This is a genomic window from Vibrio algicola (genome assembly GCF_009601765.2).
Classification (GTDB): domain Bacteria; phylum Pseudomonadota; class Gammaproteobacteria; order Enterobacterales; family Vibrionaceae; genus Vibrio; species Vibrio algicola.
The window spans coordinates 2,335,198-2,357,422 of record NZ_CP045699.1 but is presented as its reverse complement, the minus strand read 5'-3'; the positions used below and the strand labels follow the sequence as shown (position 1 = coordinate 2,357,422).

At 43.9% G+C, this 22,225-nt stretch carries 22 protein-coding genes and 1 pseudogene; 14 read left to right on the top strand and 9 right to left on the bottom strand.

Features of this window, described 5'->3' with window-relative positions:
- The 3 genes from GFB47_RS10810 (at position 1) to cysQ (ending at position 2,277) form a co-directional block, all read left to right on the top strand.
- A complete protein-coding gene (locus GFB47_RS10810) occupies positions 1–774 on the top strand; it encodes a type II secretion system protein N (protein ID WP_178306474.1) in 774 nt (257 codons plus the stop codon).
- A 119-nt stretch (positions 775–893) separates the two neighbouring features.
- Positions 894–1,448, top strand: coding sequence for an ADP compounds hydrolase NudE (gene nudE, locus GFB47_RS10805; RefSeq protein WP_153447970.1), 555 nt, complete (start codon positions 894–896; stop codon positions 1,446–1,448).
- 1 nt (position 1,449) lies between these two features.
- On the top strand, positions 1,450–2,277 hold the full coding sequence (gene cysQ / locus GFB47_RS10800) for a 3'(2'),5'-bisphosphate nucleotidase CysQ (protein ID WP_153447969.1): 828 nt from the start codon (positions 1,450–1,452) through the stop codon (positions 2,275–2,277).
- Positions 2,278–2,427: 150 nt separating this feature from the next.
- On the opposite strand, the gene cybB is transcribed toward cysQ, so the two are convergent.
- The 4 genes from cybB to GFB47_RS16570 form a co-directional block, all read right to left on the bottom strand.
- Positions 2,428–2,952 (bottom strand): cytochrome b561, encoded by a 525-nt coding sequence (cybB, locus tag GFB47_RS10795; RefSeq protein ID WP_153447968.1) that lies wholly within the window; start codon positions 2,950–2,952, stop codon positions 2,428–2,430.
- Positions 2,953–3,474: 522 nt separating this feature from the next.
- Positions 3,475–4,068, bottom strand: a complete 594-nt coding sequence (gene nfuA / locus GFB47_RS10790) for a Fe-S biogenesis protein NfuA (protein WP_153447967.1) — start codon at positions 4,066–4,068, stop codon at positions 3,475–3,477.
- Between the two features lie 189 nt (positions 4,069–4,257).
- Positions 4,258–4,776, bottom strand: coding sequence for a ComF family protein (locus tag GFB47_RS10785; protein WP_225874271.1), 519 nt, complete (start codon positions 4,774–4,776; stop codon positions 4,258–4,260).
- A gap of 167 nt (positions 4,777–4,943) precedes the next feature.
- Positions 4,944–5,099 (bottom strand): hypothetical protein, encoded by a 156-nt coding sequence (locus GFB47_RS16570; protein WP_225874270.1) that lies wholly within the window; start codon positions 5,097–5,099, stop codon positions 4,944–4,946.
- A gap of 27 nt (positions 5,100–5,126) precedes the next feature.
- Between GFB47_RS16570 and bioH the strand changes: the two genes are divergently transcribed.
- Complete coding sequence (gene bioH, locus GFB47_RS10780) at positions 5,127–5,891, top strand: pimeloyl-ACP methyl ester esterase BioH (RefSeq protein ID WP_153447965.1); 765 nt, start codon at positions 5,127–5,129, stop codon at positions 5,889–5,891.
- Positions 5,892–5,941: 50 nt separating this feature from the next.
- Here the strand turns inward: bioH and glpD are convergent, their stop codons facing one another.
- Positions 5,942–7,468: a glycerol-3-phosphate dehydrogenase gene (glpD, locus tag GFB47_RS10775; RefSeq protein ID WP_153447964.1), complete on the bottom strand. Its 1,527-nt coding sequence runs from the start codon at positions 7,466–7,468 to the stop codon at positions 5,942–5,944.
- Positions 7,469–7,554: 86 nt separating this feature from the next.
- Here glpD and glpK point away from each other — a divergent pair, with 86 nt between their 5' ends.
- From glpK to GFB47_RS10740, 7 genes and pseudogenes are all read left to right on the top strand, one after another.
- A complete protein-coding gene (gene glpK / locus GFB47_RS10770) occupies positions 7,555–9,054 on the top strand; it encodes a glycerol kinase GlpK (RefSeq protein WP_153447963.1) in 1,500 nt (499 codons plus the stop codon).
- 158 nt (positions 9,055–9,212) lie between these two features.
- Positions 9,213–9,884 carry a ribulose-phosphate 3-epimerase gene (rpe, locus tag GFB47_RS10765; protein WP_153447962.1) on the top strand — a complete coding sequence of 224 codons (672 nt, stop codon included), beginning with the start codon at positions 9,213–9,215 and terminating at the stop codon, positions 9,882–9,884.
- Positions 9,885–10,139: 255 nt separating this feature from the next.
- Positions 10,140–10,826 (top strand): phosphoglycolate phosphatase, encoded by a 687-nt coding sequence (locus GFB47_RS10760; protein WP_153447961.1) that lies wholly within the window; start codon positions 10,140–10,142, stop codon positions 10,824–10,826.
- Positions 10,827–11,025: 199 nt separating this feature from the next.
- Positions 11,026–12,048 carry a tryptophan--tRNA ligase gene (trpS, locus tag GFB47_RS10755; RefSeq protein ID WP_153447960.1) on the top strand — a complete coding sequence of 341 codons (1,023 nt, stop codon included), beginning with the start codon at positions 11,026–11,028 and terminating at the stop codon, positions 12,046–12,048.
- A gap of 97 nt (positions 12,049–12,145) precedes the next feature.
- The gene (locus tag GFB47_RS10750) at positions 12,146–12,724 is read left to right on the top strand and encodes an aminodeoxychorismate/anthranilate synthase component II (RefSeq protein ID WP_153447959.1); all 579 of its coding nucleotides are present in this window, start codon (positions 12,146–12,148) and stop codon (positions 12,722–12,724) included.
- A gap of 17 nt (positions 12,725–12,741) precedes the next feature.
- Positions 12,742–13,260, top strand: a pseudogene (locus GFB47_RS10745) (aminotransferase class III-fold pyridoxal phosphate-dependent enzyme); the annotation flags it as partial.
- A gap of 189 nt (positions 13,261–13,449) precedes the next feature.
- Entirely contained in the window at positions 13,450–14,271 is an 822-nt protein-coding gene (locus GFB47_RS10740; protein WP_153447958.1) for a DUF1338 domain-containing protein, read from the top strand.
- Positions 14,272–14,459: 188 nt separating this feature from the next.
- On the opposite strand, the gene spoT is transcribed toward GFB47_RS10740, so the two are convergent.
- The 3 genes from spoT to gmk all read right to left on the bottom strand — a co-directional run bounded on the left by spoT (position 14,460) and on the right by gmk (position 17,636).
- Complete coding sequence (gene spoT, locus GFB47_RS10735; RefSeq protein WP_153447957.1) at positions 14,460–16,592, bottom strand: bifunctional GTP diphosphokinase/guanosine-3',5'-bis pyrophosphate 3'-pyrophosphohydrolase; 2,133 nt, start codon at positions 16,590–16,592, stop codon at positions 14,460–14,462.
- Positions 16,593–16,618: 26 nt separating this feature from the next.
- A complete protein-coding gene (gene rpoZ, locus GFB47_RS10730; protein WP_153447956.1) occupies positions 16,619–16,891 on the bottom strand; it encodes a DNA-directed RNA polymerase subunit omega in 273 nt (90 codons plus the stop codon).
- Between the two features lie 121 nt (positions 16,892–17,012).
- Complete coding sequence (gene gmk, locus GFB47_RS10725) at positions 17,013–17,636, bottom strand: guanylate kinase (protein WP_153448225.1); 624 nt, start codon at positions 17,634–17,636, stop codon at positions 17,013–17,015.
- Positions 17,637–17,829: 193 nt separating this feature from the next.
- Here gmk and GFB47_RS10720 point away from each other — a divergent pair, with 193 nt between their 5' ends.
- Positions 17,830–18,363, top strand: coding sequence for a methylated-DNA--[protein]-cysteine S-methyltransferase (locus GFB47_RS10720; RefSeq protein WP_153447955.1), 534 nt, complete (start codon positions 17,830–17,832; stop codon positions 18,361–18,363).
- Between the two features lie 158 nt (positions 18,364–18,521).
- On the opposite strand, the gene GFB47_RS10715 is transcribed toward GFB47_RS10720, so the two are convergent.
- A complete protein-coding gene (locus GFB47_RS10715) occupies positions 18,522–19,907 on the bottom strand; it encodes a Na+/H+ antiporter NhaC family protein (protein ID WP_218619089.1) in 1,386 nt (461 codons plus the stop codon).
- Between the two features lie 261 nt (positions 19,908–20,168).
- Between GFB47_RS10715 and GFB47_RS10710 the strand changes: the two genes are divergently transcribed.
- Positions 20,169–21,287: an NADH:flavin oxidoreductase gene (locus GFB47_RS10710; protein WP_153447954.1), complete on the top strand. Its 1,119-nt coding sequence runs from the start codon at positions 20,169–20,171 to the stop codon at positions 21,285–21,287.
- 301 nt (positions 21,288–21,588) lie between these two features.
- Entirely contained in the window at positions 21,589–22,146 is a 558-nt protein-coding gene (locus tag GFB47_RS10705) for a hypothetical protein (RefSeq protein ID WP_153447953.1), read from the top strand.
- The last annotated feature ends 79 nt before the right edge of the window (positions 22,147–22,225 follow it).

The following is a 22,225-nucleotide window of genomic DNA, read 5'->3' as shown; positions in this document are numbered from 1 at the left end:
ATGAAACATAAGAAGTGGTATTTCATCGTTTTCTTGGTGGTCTTTATTTGGAGTGTGATTGCTCATATTCCGGCTAGTTGGGTGTATAACCAACTAGCTATTCCCGCCAACGTTATTCCCAGGAACGTTAAGTTGCAAGGTGTCAGTGGTACCATTTGGCAAGGCTCGGTGCAACAACTGGAAGTGGAACGCCAGCAATTTGGTTCGCTCTATTGGGATTTTGAGCCAAGCCACCTGTTGATGGCAAAAGCACAATTCAAAGTTCGATTTGGTCAAAACAGTGAATTAAAACTGGCCGGTAAAGGCGATGTTGGCGTCGGTTTTTCTGGCGCTTATGCCAATAATTTTGTCGCCTCAGTACCAATTGATAAGCTGGTGCAACAGTTAAAGCTGCAAGTGCCGGTTGATCTGTCTGGCCGCTTGGAATTATCGCTGCGTCACTTTAACTATGCACAGCCTTGGTGTGAGTCTGGCGATGGTAATTTAGTATGGACGCAAGGGCAAATTGACTCACCCATTGGCTCAATTATTCCAGGCCCAGTCATTGCCAATTTAAGTTGCAAACAACAAGTGGTTGATGCCAAGGGCAAACAAAATAGTGAACAAGTCAGCAGTCAGTTTAGTATCAATCTCAATAAAAAATCGCAATATAAACTGACCGCTTGGTTTAAACCGGGCGCAAAATTTCCTGAATCAATGGGCAAGCAGTTACGCTGGTTAGGTAAGCCAAACGGCGAAGGGCAGTATCCGTTCACCTTTTCGGGCAAATTATAGTAATTATATGAACAGTACTCAAAGTAATTGAAGCCGATGATTTTAGCTTACCTAAATGATTGGGAACGTAGCCAACCAAGCTGCAATTTCAAGTATGAAGAGTAAAGGAGAATACTGAGATGGCAAAACATAAAGCCCCTGAAATTTTAGCCACATCTGTGGTGGCTCAGTCTCGGCTATTTACCGTTGAAGCGATGGATTTGCGCTTTTCTAATGGTGAAGAACGTACCTATGAGCGTATGAAACCGAGCAATCGTGGTGGCGTAATGGTGGTGCCGGTGACCGCTCAAGGCGACTTATTGTTGATCCGCGAATACTGCGCAGGCACTGAGCGATATGAGTTAGGTTTTCCTAAAGGCTTAATTGATCCAGGTGAAAACCCCCAGCAAGCAGGCGATCGTGAATTAAAAGAAGAGATCGGCATGGGCGCACATGTTTGGACGCCATTGAAGCAAATCGTTTTAGCACCATCGTATTTCTCTAGCACTATGACGTTATTTCTAGCGCAAGACCTTTACCCTGAGCGCTTAGTTGGGGATGAACCTGAAGAGCTAGAAGTGGTTCGTTGGCCATTGCAACAAGCAGAAGAGTTACTGACCCATTTGGATTTTTGTGAAGCCAGAAGCATCACCGCTTTAATGCTGGCGGTGCGAGTGTTGGCCAAGGAGGCATAATATGACCGCATCTTCACCTCAAGATTTATCACACTTATTGCCAGAGGTGATGAGCATTGCCCGTGAAGCAGGGCTGCGTATTTTAGATATTTATCACAGCAAAGATTACCAAGAATTCACCAAACAAGACGACACCCCTGTAACTACGGCCGATCTTGCGGCGCATGACATTATTACCCAAAAGCTACCTCTGCTCACGCCCGATATACCAGTGTTATCAGAAGAAGCGGCGGATATTCCTTTAGCCGAACGCGCCCAATGGGATCGGTATTGGCTGGTGGACCCACTGGATGGCACCCAAGAATTTATTGCTCGCAGTGGCGACTTTGCTACTGTTATTGCATTAATCGAGAATAATCGTCCGATCATGGGAGTGGTGTACGCGCCGGTTTCTGGCGTCACTTATTTTGCTTATCATGGGCAAGGGGCATGGAAGATCCCAGCTGCGGATGAGCAGATTGCACTTACAACGCATAAACATCAAAGTGCGGAACAGTCGATTTCGATTGCGATTAGTCGCCGTCAAAATATCAAAAACCTGACCAACCAACTATCACCAGCGCGTAACTATGACTTGGTCTCGTTAGGGTCTGCGGCGTTAAAAGCGTGTTTAGTCGCAGAAGGTGCAGTGGATTGTTATGTTCGTTTAGGGCCAACTGGCGAATGGGATACTGCCGCCACACAATGCATTGTTGAAGAGGCGGGTGGGCGTATTTTATCGACTAAACTTGAACCGTTATCTTATAACTTGCGAGCAACCCTCGAGAATCCAAACTTTATCGTGTTAGGCGATCAAAGCATCGATTGGCACACCATATTGAAAATCTAACTGCTATCATCTTTATTGTTGTGAAAGTTGTTGTGAAATAAAAAAGCCCACCTCATTTTGATGTGGGCTTTCACTTTTCTCAAGCGACCAAGGACGGATCAGTGTCTTTTCGGCGTATTCAAATTGATCAAATATTAAATGGAATTGGTATTATTTCTTCGGCATCATCCGCACTAAGGTGTCATCTTTTACCACATAATGATGATACAAAGCCGCAATAGCATGAATACCAATCACGAAGTAACCCGCATTGGCAATCCACTCATGAAAATCTTTAATCGTGCCTGCAGTTGCTTTATCGGCAATGGAGGCGGCTGGCATCGAGATTCCCAATAACGGCCAAGATTTTCCTGCTACAAACAGCAAACTGATGCCTAAAATTGGCAAGGCAATAAACCCAAGATACAGCAAACTATGTGCCAGATGTGATAGACCCGTCTGCCACGCTGGTGGTTTTGGTGAAATGGCCGGAGAGGTGTATTTCTTTTTTAGATACACCCGCAGCAACATCAATACCAACACCAATATGCCAGCATTAAAGTGAATGATTTTGACGTAATTATGCCAAGGATTTGGTTTTGGAATAAAGCCTTTGAGTTCAATCGCCGCATAAGTTACAGCGATCAATAACAATATAAGCCAGTGCAGTGCGATTTGAGGTTTAGAATAACGCATTAAGTAATCTCCCTATTTTTGTGAGGGGAATTATGAACGATTTTATGTGAAGAATGTGTGATTTTTACGCAAGTTTACGTTTTTTATTTGTAGTAGACGTTTTGTTTATGGGCGACCCGTGCCTGAGGGGAAATATAATTTGAATGATCTCCAGTGTATTTGGGACCGGAATCTGCCTAAATTTTGCTTGGTCTCAGAAGGCTGTATGATGAACTCGCGATTAAATCCAGATTCAAATAAATCCCGCAGCCAAAAGAGACTTATTGCTTTAGTTATACCAATTCCATAAATTTAATGATGGTTCAAAATTGAATACAGAGAAAAGTGTCAAAGGCGATGGATGGCCTTTTCTCAAGCGACCAAGGATGGATCAGCGTCTTTTCGGCGTATTCAAATTGATCAAATATTAAATGGAATTAGTATTATATAAGGTGAAGAGCATAAAAAACCGAGCGGTTAGGCTCGGCTTCATTTGATGACAATCTGCTTTTCTCGTTATTCGAGGTTAGCATCTCTCCATGCTTACATGTAAGAGTGATCACCAGCTTCGTGTTCAGTTGAATCTCGTACCGCAGTAAGCTCACCAGGGAACTGTTCGATAAGTTGTTTTTCAACACCATCTTTTAGCGTGACATCGACCATAGAACAACCATTACAACCGCCGCCAAATTGCACTAAAGCCACACCTGAATCAGAGATGCTGATCAAGCTAATATGGCCGCCGTGGCTGGCAAGTTGTGGGTTTACTTGGGTTTGAATCGCATAGTCAACGCGCGCCATTAACGGTGCGTCGTCGTCCAATTTACGCATTTTAGCGTTTGGCGCTTTTAGCGTTAATTGAGAACCCATTTTATCGGTAACGAAATCAATCTCTGCATCTTCTAGGAAAGGCAGGCTGATCTCATCAATATAAGCATTAAAACCACTGAAATTCAGTACTAAATCAGACGCTTCAACGGCTTCTGGTGGGCAATAAGACACGCCACATTCTGCATTCGGTGTTCCTGGGTTGACCACGAAGACACGAATATGCGTTTCATTTGGTTGCTGCTCAAGTAATTTACCAAAGTGTGCTTCGGCATTCTCTGTAATTGTAATAGTATTTGTATCTGACACGGCTAATACCTGACTATTTTAGTGGGATTTTGCGGTTATTTTACTCTTCTGATTATTATGATCCAGCCTCTTTTACCACTATTTAATAGAAATTTGATTTCAATTCTCTTTTCATGCCAATTTGATAAAGCAAATGATTACGATAAATGGCTATTTTTGATTGATTTTCAATGCGATTTAATTGGTAACTTACTTAGGTTCCGGTGTGCGACATAAGCAATAGATATCAATTCTTTCCACTCCCGCCTTGCGCAATGCTTGGCATAAAGGCGTCAGAGTACTGCCGGTGGTGACCACATCATCAATAATGGCAACATGCTTATACTTAGGAATTTGACGCAATACAAAAGCGCCGCGTAAATTTTTACGCCGTTGTTTCTTATTCAGCCCTTTTTGTTGAATGGTGGCATAGCGACGGCGAAAAACCTGATTATTAAGGCTGACATTTTCCCCTTGCTGCTGCCATTGACTCACTAATTGAAACGCCAATGATCGGCTTTGATTGAAACCTCGTGATAATAATCGTCGCCAATGTAAAGGCACCGCAATGCATTCTGGCGCGGGCTGGGGGATTTGCGCTTTTAACAGAGTCGCTAAATCGTAAGCCAACCAAAACTGACCGTGATATTTAAAATCTTGTACACTTTTGCTGAGTGGGAATTGATAGTTATTGACACAATATAAGCGATCCCAGGCGGGAGGATCCACTAGGCATTGACCGCACAGTTTAGTCGGTTTCAGTGTCTCTAACCCACAGCGTTGACAACGAGGCTCATGACTAAAAAATTGCTCACAACAAGTGGCGCACCATAACGGTAAATCAGTATTTGGCCTACTATGATCCTTTTGCTTATTAAGCTCTACATCATCCGATTTTAAATCACTGTTATCATCAATGGTGAGGTGGCATAACTGACACTGCCTTGGCAGACATCGGGTGATAAAGCGAGAAAGTGAGCGGTTAAGATCCATAAGATAGAGTATTTTGCTTGTTCGAATAAAGGTATAATGGTGCCATAATTGTCACGCATCAATGTATGAATTTAGTAGGAGCAAGGATGAGTAAATTACACTGGCAAAGCCAAGGTGAGGGATTGGATATTGTCTTGATCCACGGCTGGGGCATGAATGGCGCAGTCTGGCAGCCGACCATTGATGCGCTATCGGTCAAGTTTCGCGTGCACAGTGTTGATTTGCCTGGCTATGGTTTAAGTCACGCTCAATCGGCGCAAGACCTTGATGATATGTGCCAGCAAGTGTTAGCTCAAGCGCCACAAAAAGCGGTGTATTTAGGCTGGTCTTTGGGCGGTTTAGTGGCGACGAATATTGCGCTTAACCACCCCGATCGGGTTAGCAAGCTCATTACGGTGGCAAGTTCGCCTAAGTTTGCTGCCGAAAAAGGCTGGCGTGGCATTTTACCTAAAGTGCTAACCGACTTTACCTCACAATTAACCAGTAATTTTAAGCTGACGATTGAAGGTTTTATGTTGCTGCAAGCCCTTGGCAGTCCTTCGGCGCGCCATGATGTTAAAGCGATTAAGAAACAAGTATTCTCTCGTCCAATGCCCGATCCCGAGGCATTACGAATCGGATTAGATATTTTATCTGAGGTAGACCTTCGCCCAGGATTGTCCGATATCAGTATGCCTTTTTTGCGTTTATATGGTCGTTTGGATGGCTTAGTACCGAATAAAGTGGCGACATTGGTATCCGAACTGGCACCCAGCAGTGAGTGCTGTATTTTTCACTCGTCATCTCACGCGCCGTTTATGAGCGAGCCTGAATTGTTTTGCGAAACGGTGGAAGGGTTTCTCGAAAGGTAGCGAGGAAATCCAAGTTCGAAAATGTTGGATTTCCCCTCAGACTTTTGATGCTAGCTCTCGATATAGGAGGTTATTTTGGCTTGCACTTCTGCGGATAAAATAATGCCCAGCTTGGTTCGACGCCATAAAACATCTTGCGCAGTTAAAGCAAATTCATGCTGCAGTAGATAATCTAACTCGGTTTGATACACGCCTTGGCCAAAGTGGTGTCCCATTTCGGTCTCTTGTTGTATATCCGTCAGCATTTTTTTCGCTTGGGTTCCATATTGATGACAATAACGATGAAGGGTTTTATTGTCGAGCCAAGGGCATTGTTGACGCAACTGGCGAGTTAATTGATTTTCATCATATTGCTCGCCGCCAGGTAAGATGGACTCTGCGGTCCAACTGTCGCCCATTTGTGGAAAGAATGGTGCCAACTGATCCATGGCTGATTCGGCTAACTTTCGGTAAGTCGTTAACTTGCCACCAAAAATAGACAGTAATGGTGCTTGCTCGCCTTTTTGTTCTGATGACCCTTGTTGTAATGAAGCTTGTTGCTGCAGTGAAAGAGTATAATCACGAGTAATGGCTTGGGGCGAATCAGACTCATCGTCACACAAAGGTCGTACACCGCTGTAAGTTGAGACAATGTCATCCGCTTTAATTTGATGAATGAAATGCTTATTGACCACATCAATTAAATAATCCACTTCTTGCTGATCAATTGTGACCTTGCGTGGGTCGCCTTGGTACTCAACATCAGTAGTGCCAATTAAAGAATAATCATCGAGATAAGGAATGACGAAGACGATTCGCTGATCATCATTTTGCAATAGGTAGGCTTGTTCTTCATGATGAATTTTCGGCACGATAATATGTGAGCCTTTAATTAAGCGAATACCGTAAGGAGATACTGCGTCGATGTTATCGGTAATAAAGCTGCGTACCCAAGGGCCGGCGGCATTGACCAAAGCATGAGCGCGACGTTCAAAACGAGTATTGGTACGTTTATCAAATAAAATGACTTGCCAAATATCACCCAGACGTTGTGCCTTTTCAACGTGACAATAGTTTTTAACTTCAGCGCCTTGCTGTTGGGCCTGTAAAATATTGAATAGCACTAAACGGGCATCATCGACCCAGCAATCAGAATATTCAAAGCCTTTTGTTATCTCATCTTTCAACACATGAGTCGGGCGGAAATCGACGCTGTGACTGCCTTTTAATCGTCTATTATGCTTAGATAAGAGTGATCGTTTACCTAAATTATCATAAAGAAACAAACCAGCACGGATCATCCAAGCAGGGCGTAAAAAAGGGCGATGAGGCAAACGAAAGCGCATTGGCTTAGCAATATGAGGGGCTTTTTTGAGTAATATTTCTCGCTCGGCAAGAGATTCCGATACCAAACGAAACTCGTAATGCTCAAGATAGCGCAAACCGCCATGGATAAGTTTTGAGCTGGCAGAAGAAGTGGCAGAGGCAAAGTCGCTTGATTCGTACAAACCGACTTTAAGATTTCGACCAGAAGCGTCAGCGGCAATACCCGCACCGTTGATCCCACCGCCTACAATGATCACATCCAATGTATCCATATATTCCCTTTGGTTTTTTATTGCGTATTTCTCTGATTTTAGCGTTAAAATCATCTTAATGATGTGAAATTAGTAAGGTTCGAGAGATGGAAAAAAAATATATCGTTGCTTTAGACCAAGGCACTACCAGTTCTCGCGCGGTGGTTCTCGATCGTGATGCCAATATTGTGTGTAGCGCGCAGCGTGAATTCAGCCAGATTTACCCTCAAGCGGGTTGGGTGGAGCATGATCCTGTGGAAATCTGGGCCAGTCAAAGCTCCACATTAATTGAAGCCTTGGCAAAGGGCGGTTTACATTCGGACGAAATCGCAGCCATTGGGATCACCAATCAGCGTGAAACCACTATCGTATGGAACCGTCAAACCGGTAAACCGATTTATAACGCCATCGTGTGGCAATGTCGCCGTACCGCCAGTATTTGTGAAGATCTAAAGGCAGCAGGGCTTGAAAGCTATATCCTTGAAAATACCGGTCTTGTGGTCGATCCGTACTTCTCTGGTACTAAAGTTAAATGGATTTTAGATAATGTAGAAGGTGCGCGCGAGCAAGCTGAAAACGGTGAACTTGCATTTGGTACGGTGGATTCATGGCTGATCTGGAATATGACCCAAGGCCGTACTCATGTTACCGATCCGACCAATGCCAGCCGTACCATGTTGTTTAATATTAATACCCTTGAATGGGATGACAAGTTGCTCGGCGCTATGGGTATCCCGCTTTCTATGATGCCAGAAGTGAAGTCATCGTCTGAGGTGTATGCTGATGTCAATATTGGCGGTAAAGGAGGAACTCGTATTCCTATTGCGGGTATTGCTGGCGATCAGCAAGCGGCATTATTTGGTCAAATGTGTGTTAACGCCGGACAAGCGAAAAATACCTATGGAACCGGGTGCTTCTTGTTAATGAACACCGGAGATAAAAAGGTCACGTCTCAAAATGGTTTATTAACCACCCTTGCTTGTGGCCCCAAAGGTGAAGTGAGTTATGCATTAGAAGGCGCAGTCTTTATGGGCGGCGCCGCGATCCAATGGCTGCGTGATGAAATGGGATTAATTAATGATGCCAGTGATAGCGAATATTTCGCCACCAAAGTCGATAGCTCGAATGGGGCTTATGTGGTGCCAGCTTTTACTGGCTTAGGCGCGCCACACTGGGACCCTTATGCCCGTGGTGCGATTGTCGGTTTAACTCGCGGGGTTAACCGTAATCACATTGTTCGCGCCACATTGGAAAGTATCGCTTATCAATCATTAGATGTGATTTCAGCGATGCAAGCCGACTCGGGAATCAAGCTTGATTTCTTGAAGGTTGATGGTGGCGCAGTGGAAAATAACTTCTTAATGCAGTTTCAAGCCGATGTTCTTAATACCGAAGTACAACGCCCTGTGGTGACCGAAGTAACCGCGTTAGGCGCCGCCTATTTGGCCGGTCTTGCGGTTGATTTTTGGCGCAGTATTGATGAGCTTAAACACAAATCGATACTGGATCGATCATTTCAACCCTGCGCAGATGACGGTAAACGACAACGTCGCCATAATGGTTGGAAGCGTGCAATTGAATGCGCAAAAGGATGGGAAGTGGAGTAAGTAAAGAAATAAACCTGACGCCATTGATTTATCGCCTTAAGAAGATGCTTTCATTTCAATCTCTGATTTTTAGCGAAGTTATTTGAGTATAAACGTTTGCTTGGGTAGAATTGCGGCGCAATGTTCGCCCTCAACTAGAATCTAAAACGGAACTGACCATGAAAGACTTTTTGATCGCACCATCCATTTTATCTGCTGACTTCGCTCGTTTAGGTGAAGATGTTGAAAGAGTACTTGCCGCCGGTGCCGATGTGGTGCATTTCGATGTGATGGATAACCATTACGTTCCAAACCTGACCTTTGGCGCGCCGATTTGTAAAGCATTGCGTGATTACGGTATTACTGCGCCAATTGATGTGCATTTGATGGTGAAGCCGGTGGATGCCATTGTGCCAGAGTTTGCCAAGGCGGGCGCAACCATGATCACTTTCCATGTTGAAGCAACGGAGCATCTTGATCGCACGCTGCAACTGATTAAAGAAAACGGCTGCCAAGCGGGCGTGGTATTTAACCCTGCGACACCACTTCATCACCTAGATTACATTATGGATAAAATTGATATGATTTTATTGATGTCGGTTAACCCAGGCTTTGGTGGTCAATCTTTCATTCCTGCGACATTAGATAAACTGCGTGAAGTGCGCCAACGTATTGATGCCAGCGGTTTTGATATTCGCCTTGAAATTGATGGCGGCGTAAAAGTGGATAATATTCGTGAAATTGCTGAAGCGGGCGCAGACATGTTTGTTGCCGGTTCGGCCATTTTCAATCAACCAGACTATAAAGAAGTGGTTGATCAAATGCGCGCTGAACTAGCTAAAGCTAACTAATACCCGTTAAGTAATATCAATTCGGGATAGTGCATAATCTATCAATATTGAGCATAGAGAAAAGTGTAAAAGACCATGGATGGTCTTTTCTCAAGCGTCCAGGGATGGGTTCAGCGTCTTTTCGGCATGTTCAAATTGATAGATGCTCATTGTATTGACTTAATTACAGGCTTTAAAGAGTCGATATAGAAAGAGGCTTGGGGTAGACTCAAGCCTCTTTTTTTTACATTTATGCAGTCGATAATAGGCAGGGATATGGCACTACAAGACATTCAATTAATCGCATTCGATTTAGATGGCACACTGTTAGATAGCGTACCGGATTTGGCCGTGGCTGCCGATCAAGCGGTACAAAGTTTAGGATTTGATCCTGTGACAGAGGAAGAGGTGCGAGATTGGGTTGGTAATGGCGCTGATTTATTGATTGGCCGCGCATTAAGCCGCAGCATGACGGTAGACGAATCGCTTGATGCCGAACTATGGAAAGAAGCTCGCATTCGCTTTGATGATTTCTACCATCAAGGTGGGCATCAACTGAGTCACCTTTACCCGAACGTAGTTGAAACGCTGGACACGCTGCATCAAGCTGGCTTTAAAATGGCGATCGTCACCAATAAACCGTCGAAGTTTGTGCCGGAGATCTTAACTCAACATGACATTGCCGATTTTTTTGTTGATGTGATTGGCGGCGATAGCTTTCCATTAAGAAAGCCCGATCCGATGGCATTAAATTTTCTGCTCGAAAAACATCATATTAATGCCAGCCAAATGTTGATGGTAGGTGATTCGAAAAACGATATTCTGGCCGCCAAAAATACCGGATGCTATTCATTTGGGTTAACCTATGGTTACAATCACGGTGAGCCAATTTCAGATTCTAACCCCGATTTTGTGGCAGATAACATCGATCAATTACTTGCTGTGGTTGGAATGGCGAAATAAATTCGATTTCGATGTCAAATCCAAGGATAAAGCGCTAGCCAAATTCGCTTGGATCAGTAAACTGAAATGCTCGAATATAAAAATATTTGGGCATTTTTGTTAGATATACCGCAAGTAAGGTATACCCTCACTTTTAATCCTATAGCCCCTTTTTAGCGTTATCGTCAAAGCGGGATATAACACGTAAGGAAAAAGCAGCATGAGCAAACCCATCGTATTAAGTGGTGTACAACCATCAGGTGAACTGAGTATTGGTAACTACTTGGGTGCTCTACGTCAGTGGCAACAAATGCAAGATGATTACGACTGCCAATATTGTGTGGTTGATCTGCATGCGATCACGGTTCGTCAAGATCCGAAAGCGCTGCATGAAGCAACGTTAGACGCGTTAGCAATCTGTCTTGCGGTTGGTGTTGATCCTAAGAAGAGCACGTTATTTGTCCAGTCGCACGTACCGGAACATGCTCAACTTGGTTGGCTGCTAAACTGTTATACCCAAATGGGTGAATTGAACCGCATGACGCAGTTTAAAGATAAATCTCAGCGTTATGCCAACGATGTTAATGCCGGTTTGTTTGCCTACCCAGTGTTGATGGCGGCGGATATTTTGCTTTATGGTGCGCATCAAGTACCAGTCGGTAACGATCAAAAACAACATCTTGAATTAGCGCGTGATATTGCTAATCGCTTTAACAATGTTTACAGCCCAGAAGCGCCAATCTTCCAAATTCCAGAGCCGTACATTCCAACCGAGAATGCCCGCGTGATGAGCCTGCAAGATGCGACTAAGAAGATGTCTAAGTCGGATGATAACCGTAAAAACGTCATCACTTTGTTGGAAGATCCAAAATCCATTTTGAAGAAAATCAACAAAGCGCAAACCGATGCTGAAATGCCACCACGCATTGCCCATGATGTGGCCAACAAAGCGGGCATCTCAAACTTGATGGGTTTGTACTCAGCGGCAACCGGTAAAACCTACGCACAAATTGAAGCGCAATATGCCGGTGTTGAAATGTATGGTCCATTTAAGAAAGATGTCGGTGAAGCATTAGTGGCGATGCTTGAGCCTATTCAAGCAGAATATCATCGTATCCGCGCCGATCGTGCTTATCTAGATGATGTGATGAAAGTTGGAGCAGAGAAAGCATCAGAGCGAGCTTCGGTTATGCTGAAGAAAGCGTATCAAGCAGTTGGGTTTGTGAATCGCGCATCTTGGTAATATCCGCTTAAATCGACTATCTATTTGGACCGCCAGACGTTAAAATCTGGCGGTTTTCTTTTGTCTCAATTTTGAATACTGACCTGCCGAGATTTGCATGCTACTGATCATCGATAATTACGATTCATTTACCTATAACCTTTACCAATACTTTTGTGAGTTAGGTTGTGAGGTCAAAGTGGTGCGTAATGATGAGATTGATATTGCGGGCATTGAGACACTAAAGCCCTCTCACTTAGTGATTTCCCCCGGCCCATGCACCCCGAATGAAGCGGGCATTTCATTAGCCGCAATCGAGCACTTTGCTGGCAAGTTACCGATTTTAGGTGTCTGCCTTGGTCACCAAGCGATTGCACAAGCGTTTGGCGGTAAAGTGATACGCGCCAGACAAGTCATGCATGGCAAAACCTCTCCGATCATGCACACAGCAACCAGTGTATTTAAAGGGCTGAATAATCCTTTAACCGTGACTCGTTATCATTCGCTGGTGGTACAAACCGACAGTTTACCAGCGTGTTTTGAGCTGACCGCTTGGACCACACTCGACAATGGAGAGATGGATGAAATCATGGGTTATCAGCATAAAACCTTGCCGATTGATGCGGTGCAATTTCACCCAGAATCGATCAAAACCGAACAAGGTCATCAAATTTTAGCGAACTTTCTCAAACGTTAAGTTTCGCAGCCGCAAACACCGGTGATTTCTATGCTTATCAAGGGCTCGGCGTAACACCTGATATTCTAGCAACCGCAAAATCGTTAGGCGGAGGCTTCCCTATTGGCGCAATGCTGACCACCACAAAATTAGCCCAACACATGAAAGTGGGTGTGCATGGTTCTACTTATGGCGGCAATCCATTAGCCTGCGCCGTGGCTGAAGCGGTGGTCAATTTTACTCAACAAGCTGACATACTTGCTGGCGTAAAACAAAGAGAGCAATGGCTTAAGCAAGGTCTTGCCAAGCTGAATGAGAAATATGATCTGTTTGCGGATATTCGTGGTAAAGGCTTATTAATTGGCGCTGAGTTGAATCAACATTGGCAAGGCCGAGCGCGTGATATTCTGATCGCGGCCGGTGAGCATGGTTTATTGTTATTAGTTGCCGGCGCTAATGTGGTGCGTTTTACCCCATCTTTGGTGATCTCTAAGCAAGAAATAGAACAAGGCTTGCAGCAGTTAGATAATGCTATTGCATCGTTAGTTAAGCCTTAAAAACGTCTCTTTAGTTATTATAATAAGCGATTAATAACAAATCATTAAGCCGTTTGTCTTGATATGTCGGGGCAACGGCTTTATTTTCTGCTTTATCGATCTAGAACTCAAAGCAAACCACAACAGTAGACTACACTTAATTATTACCTTTTATCACCACTCGTTCTTGTCGGAGCGGTAGGAGTTTGTATGTCTGCGGTAGAAACGTTATTTGAGCACTTTTGGTTAGATTACAGTGAGCGTTTATGTCCTTCTGCACTCAAAGTAAAAAGTTTGTTGAGAGCGAAAAAGTTACTCACCAAAGAAAAACCGCTGATTAATGACCATATTGCTCTGCGTACGTTTTCTGGGGCTAAATTGGGTTTAGATAAACTGGCACAACACTTTATTGCGCTCGGTTATCAGCAACAAGGTGAGTATCATTTCACCGACAAAAAGCTGTATGCCCATCATTATCAGCATCCCGATCCTAGCCTGCCTAAAGTATTTATTAGTGAGTTACTGCTTGAGCAATGTTCCGAGAGAGTCAATCAGATCGTGTCTGAACTCATTCATGATTTGCCTAATCAATATAGTGATAATGCAGAGTTCTTATATCAAGGCCGACCTTGGCGACTGACCATCGAGCAATATCAACAGTTAGCCAAAGAAAGTGAATATGCCGCTTGGGTGGCCGCGCATGGTTTTGGTGCCAATCATTTCACTGTTAGTGTGAATGACTTGGCGGGATTTTCCGATCTTAAACCGATGAATGATTTTTTAGTGTGGCACAGCTTTGTGATGAACAGTGCTGGTGGGGTGATCAAAGGCTCACCCGAAGTTGGCTTAGAGCAGTCTTCGACCATGGCCGATTTAGTTGAGGTCGAATTTAGCGATGGTCGACTTACCATTCCGGCAGGATTTTATGAATTCTCTAAACGTTACCCAATTGGCGAAATGGAAGAGGGGGAATTGTATCAAGGGTTTGTGACTGCTTCGGCCGATAAGATTTTTGAAAGTACTAATAGTTAATAGCTAGTCTCATTTAATATCTGTTCAATATTGAGAGAACAGTACACTTTCTAGCGACCAAGGATCGGGCAACGTTTTTTTGCGGATTAAAATTGAGTAAATATTAAGTGGAATGGCAACGATTGGAAAGATCACCATCGGTACTCAATCTACTAGGTAGGAGGAGTACCGAAGATAATAAAGCGGAATTAATTGCGAGCGCGACGCACTTTCAGTGTGTGTGGCATAACGCGGATGCGCTTCATAATACTGGCTAAATGCACGCGGTCTTTGGCGGTCAGCAATAAGGTCACGGTATACAAGCGGCCATCTTTTTCTTCGGTGGCAATACCGTGGATATTCGAGCCAGTGGAAGAAATAACATTGGTAAGATCGGCTAATGCCCCCTGGCTATTTTGCATATCGACTTTAATTTCAGAGATAAATTCTTGCTCAAAATCTTTCGACCATTCCACGCTCATGTAGCGATCTGGTTCTTTTTGATATCCACGCACGTTTGGACAGGTTTCACGGTGTACCACTAAGCCGCGACCAGGAGAAACGTGCGCAATAATATCGTCGCCAGGAATTGGGTGACAACATTTGGCGTAAGTTAATAAAATGCCTTCTGCGCCACGGATCGCCAACTTATTATTAATGGTTGGATTACCGTCTTTATCGAAGGTTTTCACTTCGGTCAGTTGATCGGCATTGCCTAATAAGCGACGCGCGATCACGACGCTCATTAGTTCGCCTAGACCAATATCGGCCAAGAGATCGGTGACAGACTCTAAACGCAGATCAGATAGAACGTGATTGATATTTTCAGGGGTAATATCGGCCAGCGAGAATTCACCTAGTGCGTGATGAAGCAAGCGACGACCTAAGGCGATCGATTCTTCACGGCGCATGGTTTTCAGTACTTGACGGATCTTAGTACGAGCACGAGAAGTCACCACATAGTTAAGCCACGCGGCATTGGGACGAGCGCCAGGAGCACTAATGATCTCAATGGTTTGACCATTTTTAAGATCTTTACTGAGTGGGTAAGGGCTGCGATCAACGCGCGCACCGACACAAGTATGACCCACATCGGTATGCACTGCGTAAGCAAAATCGACCGCGGTAGCACCAGCCGGTAATTCAACAATGCGACCTTTCGGGGTAAACACGAAAATCTCATCTGGGAAGAGATCCGATTTTACGTTTTCAATAAATTCAAATGAGTTACCGGCACTTTGTTGCAGCTCAAGCAGGCTTTGCATCCAACGTTGGGCTTTAATTTGCGCCGTGGTACCCGATATTTCACCATTGGCTTTATAAGACCAGTGCGCTGCCACACCTTTGTCGGCCATTTGATCCATATCTTCGGTGCGAATTTGCACTTCAACCGGGACCCCGTGTGGGCCTACCATTGAGGTGTGCAAGGATTGATATCCATTCGCTTTCGGTACCGCAATATAATCTTTCATGCGGCTTGGGCGAGGCTTGTACAAGTTATGTACTTGGCCTAATACTCGATAACAAGTATCGGCCGAATCGACAATAACGCGGAAGGCATAAATATCCATAATAGTATGGAATCGCTGCTCTTTAGTGCGCATTTTATTGTAGATAGAATAGAGATTTTTTTCTCGACCTAATACTCGAAACTCTAAGCCAAAATCGTCAAGACGGCCTTCAATTTCGCTGTGAATACGCTGGATCATTTCTTTACGGTTGCCACGCGCTGCTTTCACCACTTCTTTGAGTACGCGATAACGATTTGGGTATAACGCTTCAAAACCTAACTCTTCTAGTTCAGTTTTAATATTGTGGATACCTAAACGGTGGGCAAGGGGAGAGAAAATTTCTAAGGTTTCACGCGCAATGCGGCGACGTTTATCTGGGCGAAGAGCTCCTAACGTGCGCATATTGTGAGTACGGTCAGCCAGCTTAATTAAAATCACCCGAATGTCTTGCACCATGGCTAAGACCATTTTTCGGAAGTTTTCGGCTTGGGCTTCTTTGCGGTCACGGAATTTTAGTTTATCGAGTTTTGACACCCCATCAACTAACTCTGCAACGGTTTCACCAAACTGGGCGGCGAGATCTTGTTTCGAGACCTCAGTATCTTCGATTACATCATGCAGCAGGGCCGCCATTAAAGTTTCGTCATCAAGGCGCATTTCAGCCAAGATCCGAGCAACCGCAACGGGGTGAATGATATAAGGTTCACCACTCGAGCGGAATTGGCCTTCGTGAGCATTTTTAGCCACGATATAAGCATCACGCAGAGTCTCAAGTTGAGGCTCTGACAAATACTCTTGGGCTACGGCTTTTAAACTTTCAAATAGATGCAATGTGATCCGCCCAGATGGTTGAAATATTAACGGTTGTGAACGATGCTGCTTACTGCGGCAAGTTCAGCAGCGTCTTGCTCTTGCTGCTCTTGGCGTTCACGGGTGTCTAATACGTCTTTAGTGATCAAACCTTCTTCGATTTCGCGTAATGCGATCACGGTTGTTTTATCATTTTCTTCAGGAACCAATGCATCTTTGTTGCCAGTTTGCATTTGACGTGCGCGGCGAGCCGCAATAAGAACTAGGTCGAAACGATTACCGACTTTTTCAACAGCGTCTTGAACAGTTACGCGTGCCATGATGACTCCAATTAGTAAAATTTATTTATAATGACGTGAAATTATACAGTCTTAGCGCGAGAGATCCTAGCAATAAGACGGGTTGTTATTTTTCTGGCTGAATATAGCTTAAAAACGCTTATTATTCAGACAGTAAAGCTTTTAACATGCCGTTGAACTTAACCGCTTGTTTATCTTGTTTTAGACGCTCTGCGCGAATTATGGCTTTAAAATCCATTAATGCGGCATCAAAGTCATCATTTATGATCAAATAATCATATTCATTGTAGTGGGAAATTTCGGATTTTGCTTTGCTCATGCGGCCAGCAATGATCTCTTCACTATCTTGCCCACGGGTATTCAAACGACGCTCTAATTCACCATTTGACGGCGGTAAAATGAAGATACCTTTGGCTTGTGGCATTTGCTGGCGAATTTGACGCGCCCCTTGCCAATCAATATCCAAAAAGACATCAATGCCTTTATTTAAGGTTTCTTCAATCCACACTTGAGAAGTGCCGTAATAGTTGCCAAAGACTTCAGCATGCTCAAGGAATACGCCTTGATTCATTAACTCAACAAAATGGTCTTTTTCGACAAAGTGGTAATGCAAACCATCTTCTTCACCAGGGCGTTGATCGCGGGTGGTATGAGATACAGACACTTTCATTGCGTAGTTAGGATTGCGCTCTAACATGGCTGAAATTAAGCTCGATTTACCAGCACCACTTGGGGCGGAAACGATATAAAGAGTACCTTTGCCGATCATGGTCGATTCACTTTTGTTGAGGTTGTTTTATTTCTTCCTCGCTCGCCAATATCAAAATTATCAATGATCGAGTCAGGGTAAGAATAAAAAGGGTGGCGAAGAATACCACAACCGAAATAAGATTTGAATGGCAGATGTTGGGAGTGATTATGCTATCTTTTGTGAATAGCCAACGAAATGAGAAATGATAATGCTCAAAACTCAAACATCAGAGACTGAAAAGACCGTGTTTACCACCATGCCAAGCCCGTATGGTGAGTTAAGCATTCAATCGAATTCGCAAGGTTTATTGGGGCTGTGGTTAGCCACTTATACCACTAAACCGGATCAGCTTGGTGAGTATGTGGCTGGTGATCAATTACAAACAGCTCTTCCGCCTCAAGCTATCTTGGCGCAAACCGTGTTGCAGCTTGAACAATACTTTAGCGGTCAACGAGCCCAATTTGATTTGCCACTGGCGGCAACCGGAACCGCTTTTCAGCAACAAGTTTGGCAAGCTCTTACTGACATCCCTTATGGTGAAACTTGTAGCTACCAAGACATTGCAAATGCTATCGGCAACCCTAAAGCGGTGCGCGCGGTTGGTTTGGCCAATGGTAAAAATCCGATTTCGATTATTGTGCCATGTCATCGAGTGATAGGTAAAAACGGCAAATTGACTGGTTACGCGGGTGGGGTAGAAGTGAAGCAAGGGTTGCTTGAAACGGAAGCGAGAAACAAATAAAGCGAATATGGCTATCCTAGGTTTATTACCACTAAGCTTCTAACCATATTATTGATTGCTAACAGACGTTTAAACCGTCCGTGGGCACTGGGAAAAGAACATCCATGTCCTTTTCTCTCCATCAAAATATGGAAGAACGGAATTTTTTGCGGCTGCAATTACGATTGGGCTTGTTGCGACGTTGATTTTTTACGCCCTTGATGCTTTAAGAAAATAGATACCAAAGCGGTCAGCGCCAGTAACATGCAATAATAAGAATTAGCCACCACTTGCAGCGGCGATAAACCAAATACCGAACCGAGTAATAACACTTGTGCGCCATAAGGTAGAAGACCTTGCATCACGCAAGAAAAAATATCCAACAAGCTAGCTGAACGTTTGGCCGAGACATTATTTTCTTCCGCTAATTGACGCGCCACACTGCCCGACACAATGATCGCCACGGTATTATTCGCGGTACAAATATTGGTTAATGATACTAAACTGGCAATACCCACTTCACTGGCACGAGAATTCGCCTGCGCTGAATGATGGCTGCCAAATTTATGAATAATTTTGCTCACCAATTGAGTTAAAAAGCTTAACCCACCTTGCTGACGCATTAACTCACTCAAACCGCCAATTAACATGGAGAGCAAAAAGATTTCCTGCATATTGCCAAAGCCGGCGTAAATATCTTTGCCAAGATGGGTTAGGGAGTAATCGGTGACGGAAAATAAGCTCACTCCGGCGGCTAAAATAATCCCTAAAGTTAACACCGCAAATACATTTACTCCTGAGACAGCCAAAATTAAAATCGCTAAATAGGGAATAATCTTCAACCATTCAACCGCTTCGGTCGGTGGGGTTTGGGTGGCGGTGCTGCTAAACGCAAATATCACCAAAGCAATAAGAGCTGCAGGCAATGCAATACGGATGTTTTCACGAAATTTATCTTTCATTTCACAACCTTGCGAACGAGTGGCAGCAATGGTGGTGTCTGAGATGATGGATAAATTGTCGCCAAACATTGCGCCGCTTAACACCACGCCGGCAGTCAGTGGCAAACTCATTCCAGCCGATTGAGCAATGCCTAATGCCACAGGGCCTACTGCCGCAATCGTGCCCATAGAAGTGCCCATCGCGGTAGCAATAAAAGCCGAAATTAAAAATATGCCCGGCAAGATCATACTGGTTGGCAATAAAGATAAGCCCAGATTAACCGTTGCATCGACGCCACCAGAAGCTTTAGCAACCGCGGCAAATGCACCAGCCAATAAATAAATCATACACATGGCAATAATATCGGGGTGCCCAACGCCACGCAAAAATTGCTCAATCGCTTTATTGAGCTTTTCTTTACTTAAGATGATAGCGACGATAATAGCAGGCAGAGTCGCGATCGGAGCGGGTAATTGATAGAAGGCAAAATCCACCCCTTGATAAGTCAGATAAGCGCCAACCCCAATAAATAAGCTGAGAAATAACCCCAATGGCAATAAAGCCAATGGAGAAGATGTTGGCGTGTCAGTAGACGCAGAGTGATCAGATGAAGCGTGAGACATGGTGCACCACATAAAAAATGACAAGGCGCGCAGAATAAAGCTTGTTAATGGACATGTCAATGTCTAGACGTCTAAATGGCTGTTCTAGTGTTCGGTTTCGGGGCTTGGTTTTGATGCATGTTTAAACAAGGTTGAATATGTGTGGTAGAAATGATCAAAATCAAACCGCGATGAAAAGAGTTGAGACTGAGCTTTACAGTTAATAGATTGCGCTCTATTCTCGCAGCCCTTTCTCTTTTCGTTAACCATCCAAGGTGTCACTTGAGCAATTTATTTGAATCTTATTCAATCGGATCGATGATCCTAAAAAACCGTTTTATCCGCAGTGCCACTTGGGAAAATATGGCGACACAAACCGGTTATATGACCGAACCCTTGTTAGAGGTCTATCGAAAACTGGCAGAAGGTGAGGTGGGATTAATCATTACCGGTTACGCCAATATTCTAGCGGATGAGAAACCCAATGCTGGCATGATGGGCATGTATAACGATAGCTTTATCGCCGATTACCAACCGCTAACTGAACTGATGCACCATCATGGTAGCAAGATCGTGATGCAGTTGGCCTATGGCGGCACTAAAACCACTCATAACGTTGGTGAGCGTATTATCTTTGCGCCGAGTGACATTCCAGAGCGTGGCACTAAAACCCAAGGTAAAGCCATGACTCAATCGGACATTGATCATGTGATTGATGCCTTTGCCCAAGCCAGTCGTCGCGCTCAATCTGCAGGATTTGATGGGGTCGAAATTCATGCTGCTCACTCATATTTAATCAATCAATTTTTAAGCCCGTATTACAATCAACGCAGCGACCAATATGGTGGCAGTCTCGAAAACCGAATGCGTTTTTTAATTGAAACTTATCATGCTATTCGTGTCCAAGTTGGCGATGACTTTCCTGTTTTAATCAAACTGACCGCCAGTGACTTTTTCGAGGGTGGATTAACCTTTGATGACACTCAAATTATTTGTCAAAAACTGGCCGATATTGGCGTCGATGGCTTAGAGATATCCGGCAATATTCACGGTAGCGCGCAAAAGAGGGTGGGCGAAAAGGTCGATGGTTATCTTATTCCTGAAGAAGGCTATTTCTCTGAATTTGGCCGCGTGATCAGTAAGCAAGTCGAGGTGCCAGTGATCACCGTTGGCGGCTTGAGTAACCTAGATACTATTGAGCACATCGCTCAAACCTCGAACATTGCCGCTTTTGCATTATCGCGCCCATTGTTATCGGAACCGCATTTAATCAAGCGTTGGCAGTCTGGCGATCGCACCCCAGTTCAATGTGAGCACTGCTCAAAATGCCGCACCCGCCGTGGCAATTTCTGCGTGGTATACAACAAACCCAAGCGAGCCAGTCGACGTCAGGTGAGTTAGGTTTAACAATGCTAGAAACATAAAAGCCCAGAGCCACTTCATGATTACTTTGAAATGACTCTGGGCTTTTTGTTATGATTTGGAGTTTATGAATTACTCAATATTCTGGATCTGAATGCATAATTTTTATTTAAACTATTGTTTTAAATAGTTTGTTTTTGTAATTTTTGGTTTTTTGTCACCACTCATGTCACCAATTTATTTTATGCAATGATATTTTTTAGAAAATCACATTCACTTCCTTTATTTTAACCTCATTTGAGGTTGAAATAAAGGAAGTGAATAAAAGTCGGGACTTAGAATGCAGAACATAGACAATCAAATTATTAGTAGTGACATGGGTGCCCTTGATTCTTTTCTTCAGGAAAAGGGAGTTTCGATAGACCATATTAAGCACGCGGTAAGTGAGGCTGTCATTGCATTTAATAGTACGACATCAGATGAGCCTGCGCGATACAGAGGTTATACAATAACTGCTAAAGCAACACTTGCATTGCGTCAGAGCTTGAAATCTCTTGGATTTAAGAAGGAAGCTCCACATAACATCGAATTGACGGCAAATAGTGATAATAAGTTTGCGATTCACATTTGTAGAGGTGATGAGCAAGCTGGTATATCTAGCGGATACCCTTCAACAATGAGAGCTAAAGGGCCAAGGTCTCAAGAGTTCTTTGGGCTGATAACATCTGATATTAGCCAGATAGATATGTTTCCTGAAGACCTTCCAGACTACTCTCTGAATAATTGCCCATTTGATGTGTGGTTTTTATTGCTTAATGCTGAGAAAAAAATCGGAAGGGTTGGATATCAAAGCGGAGCTATCGAAACCGGTTTTTTGTTCTCAAAAAGGTTTCGTTAATGGATTTAGTAAACGTTTCATGATAGATATGTCCGACTTCAATTCTGGCCTCATTATTGATACTGATGAGAGTGCTACT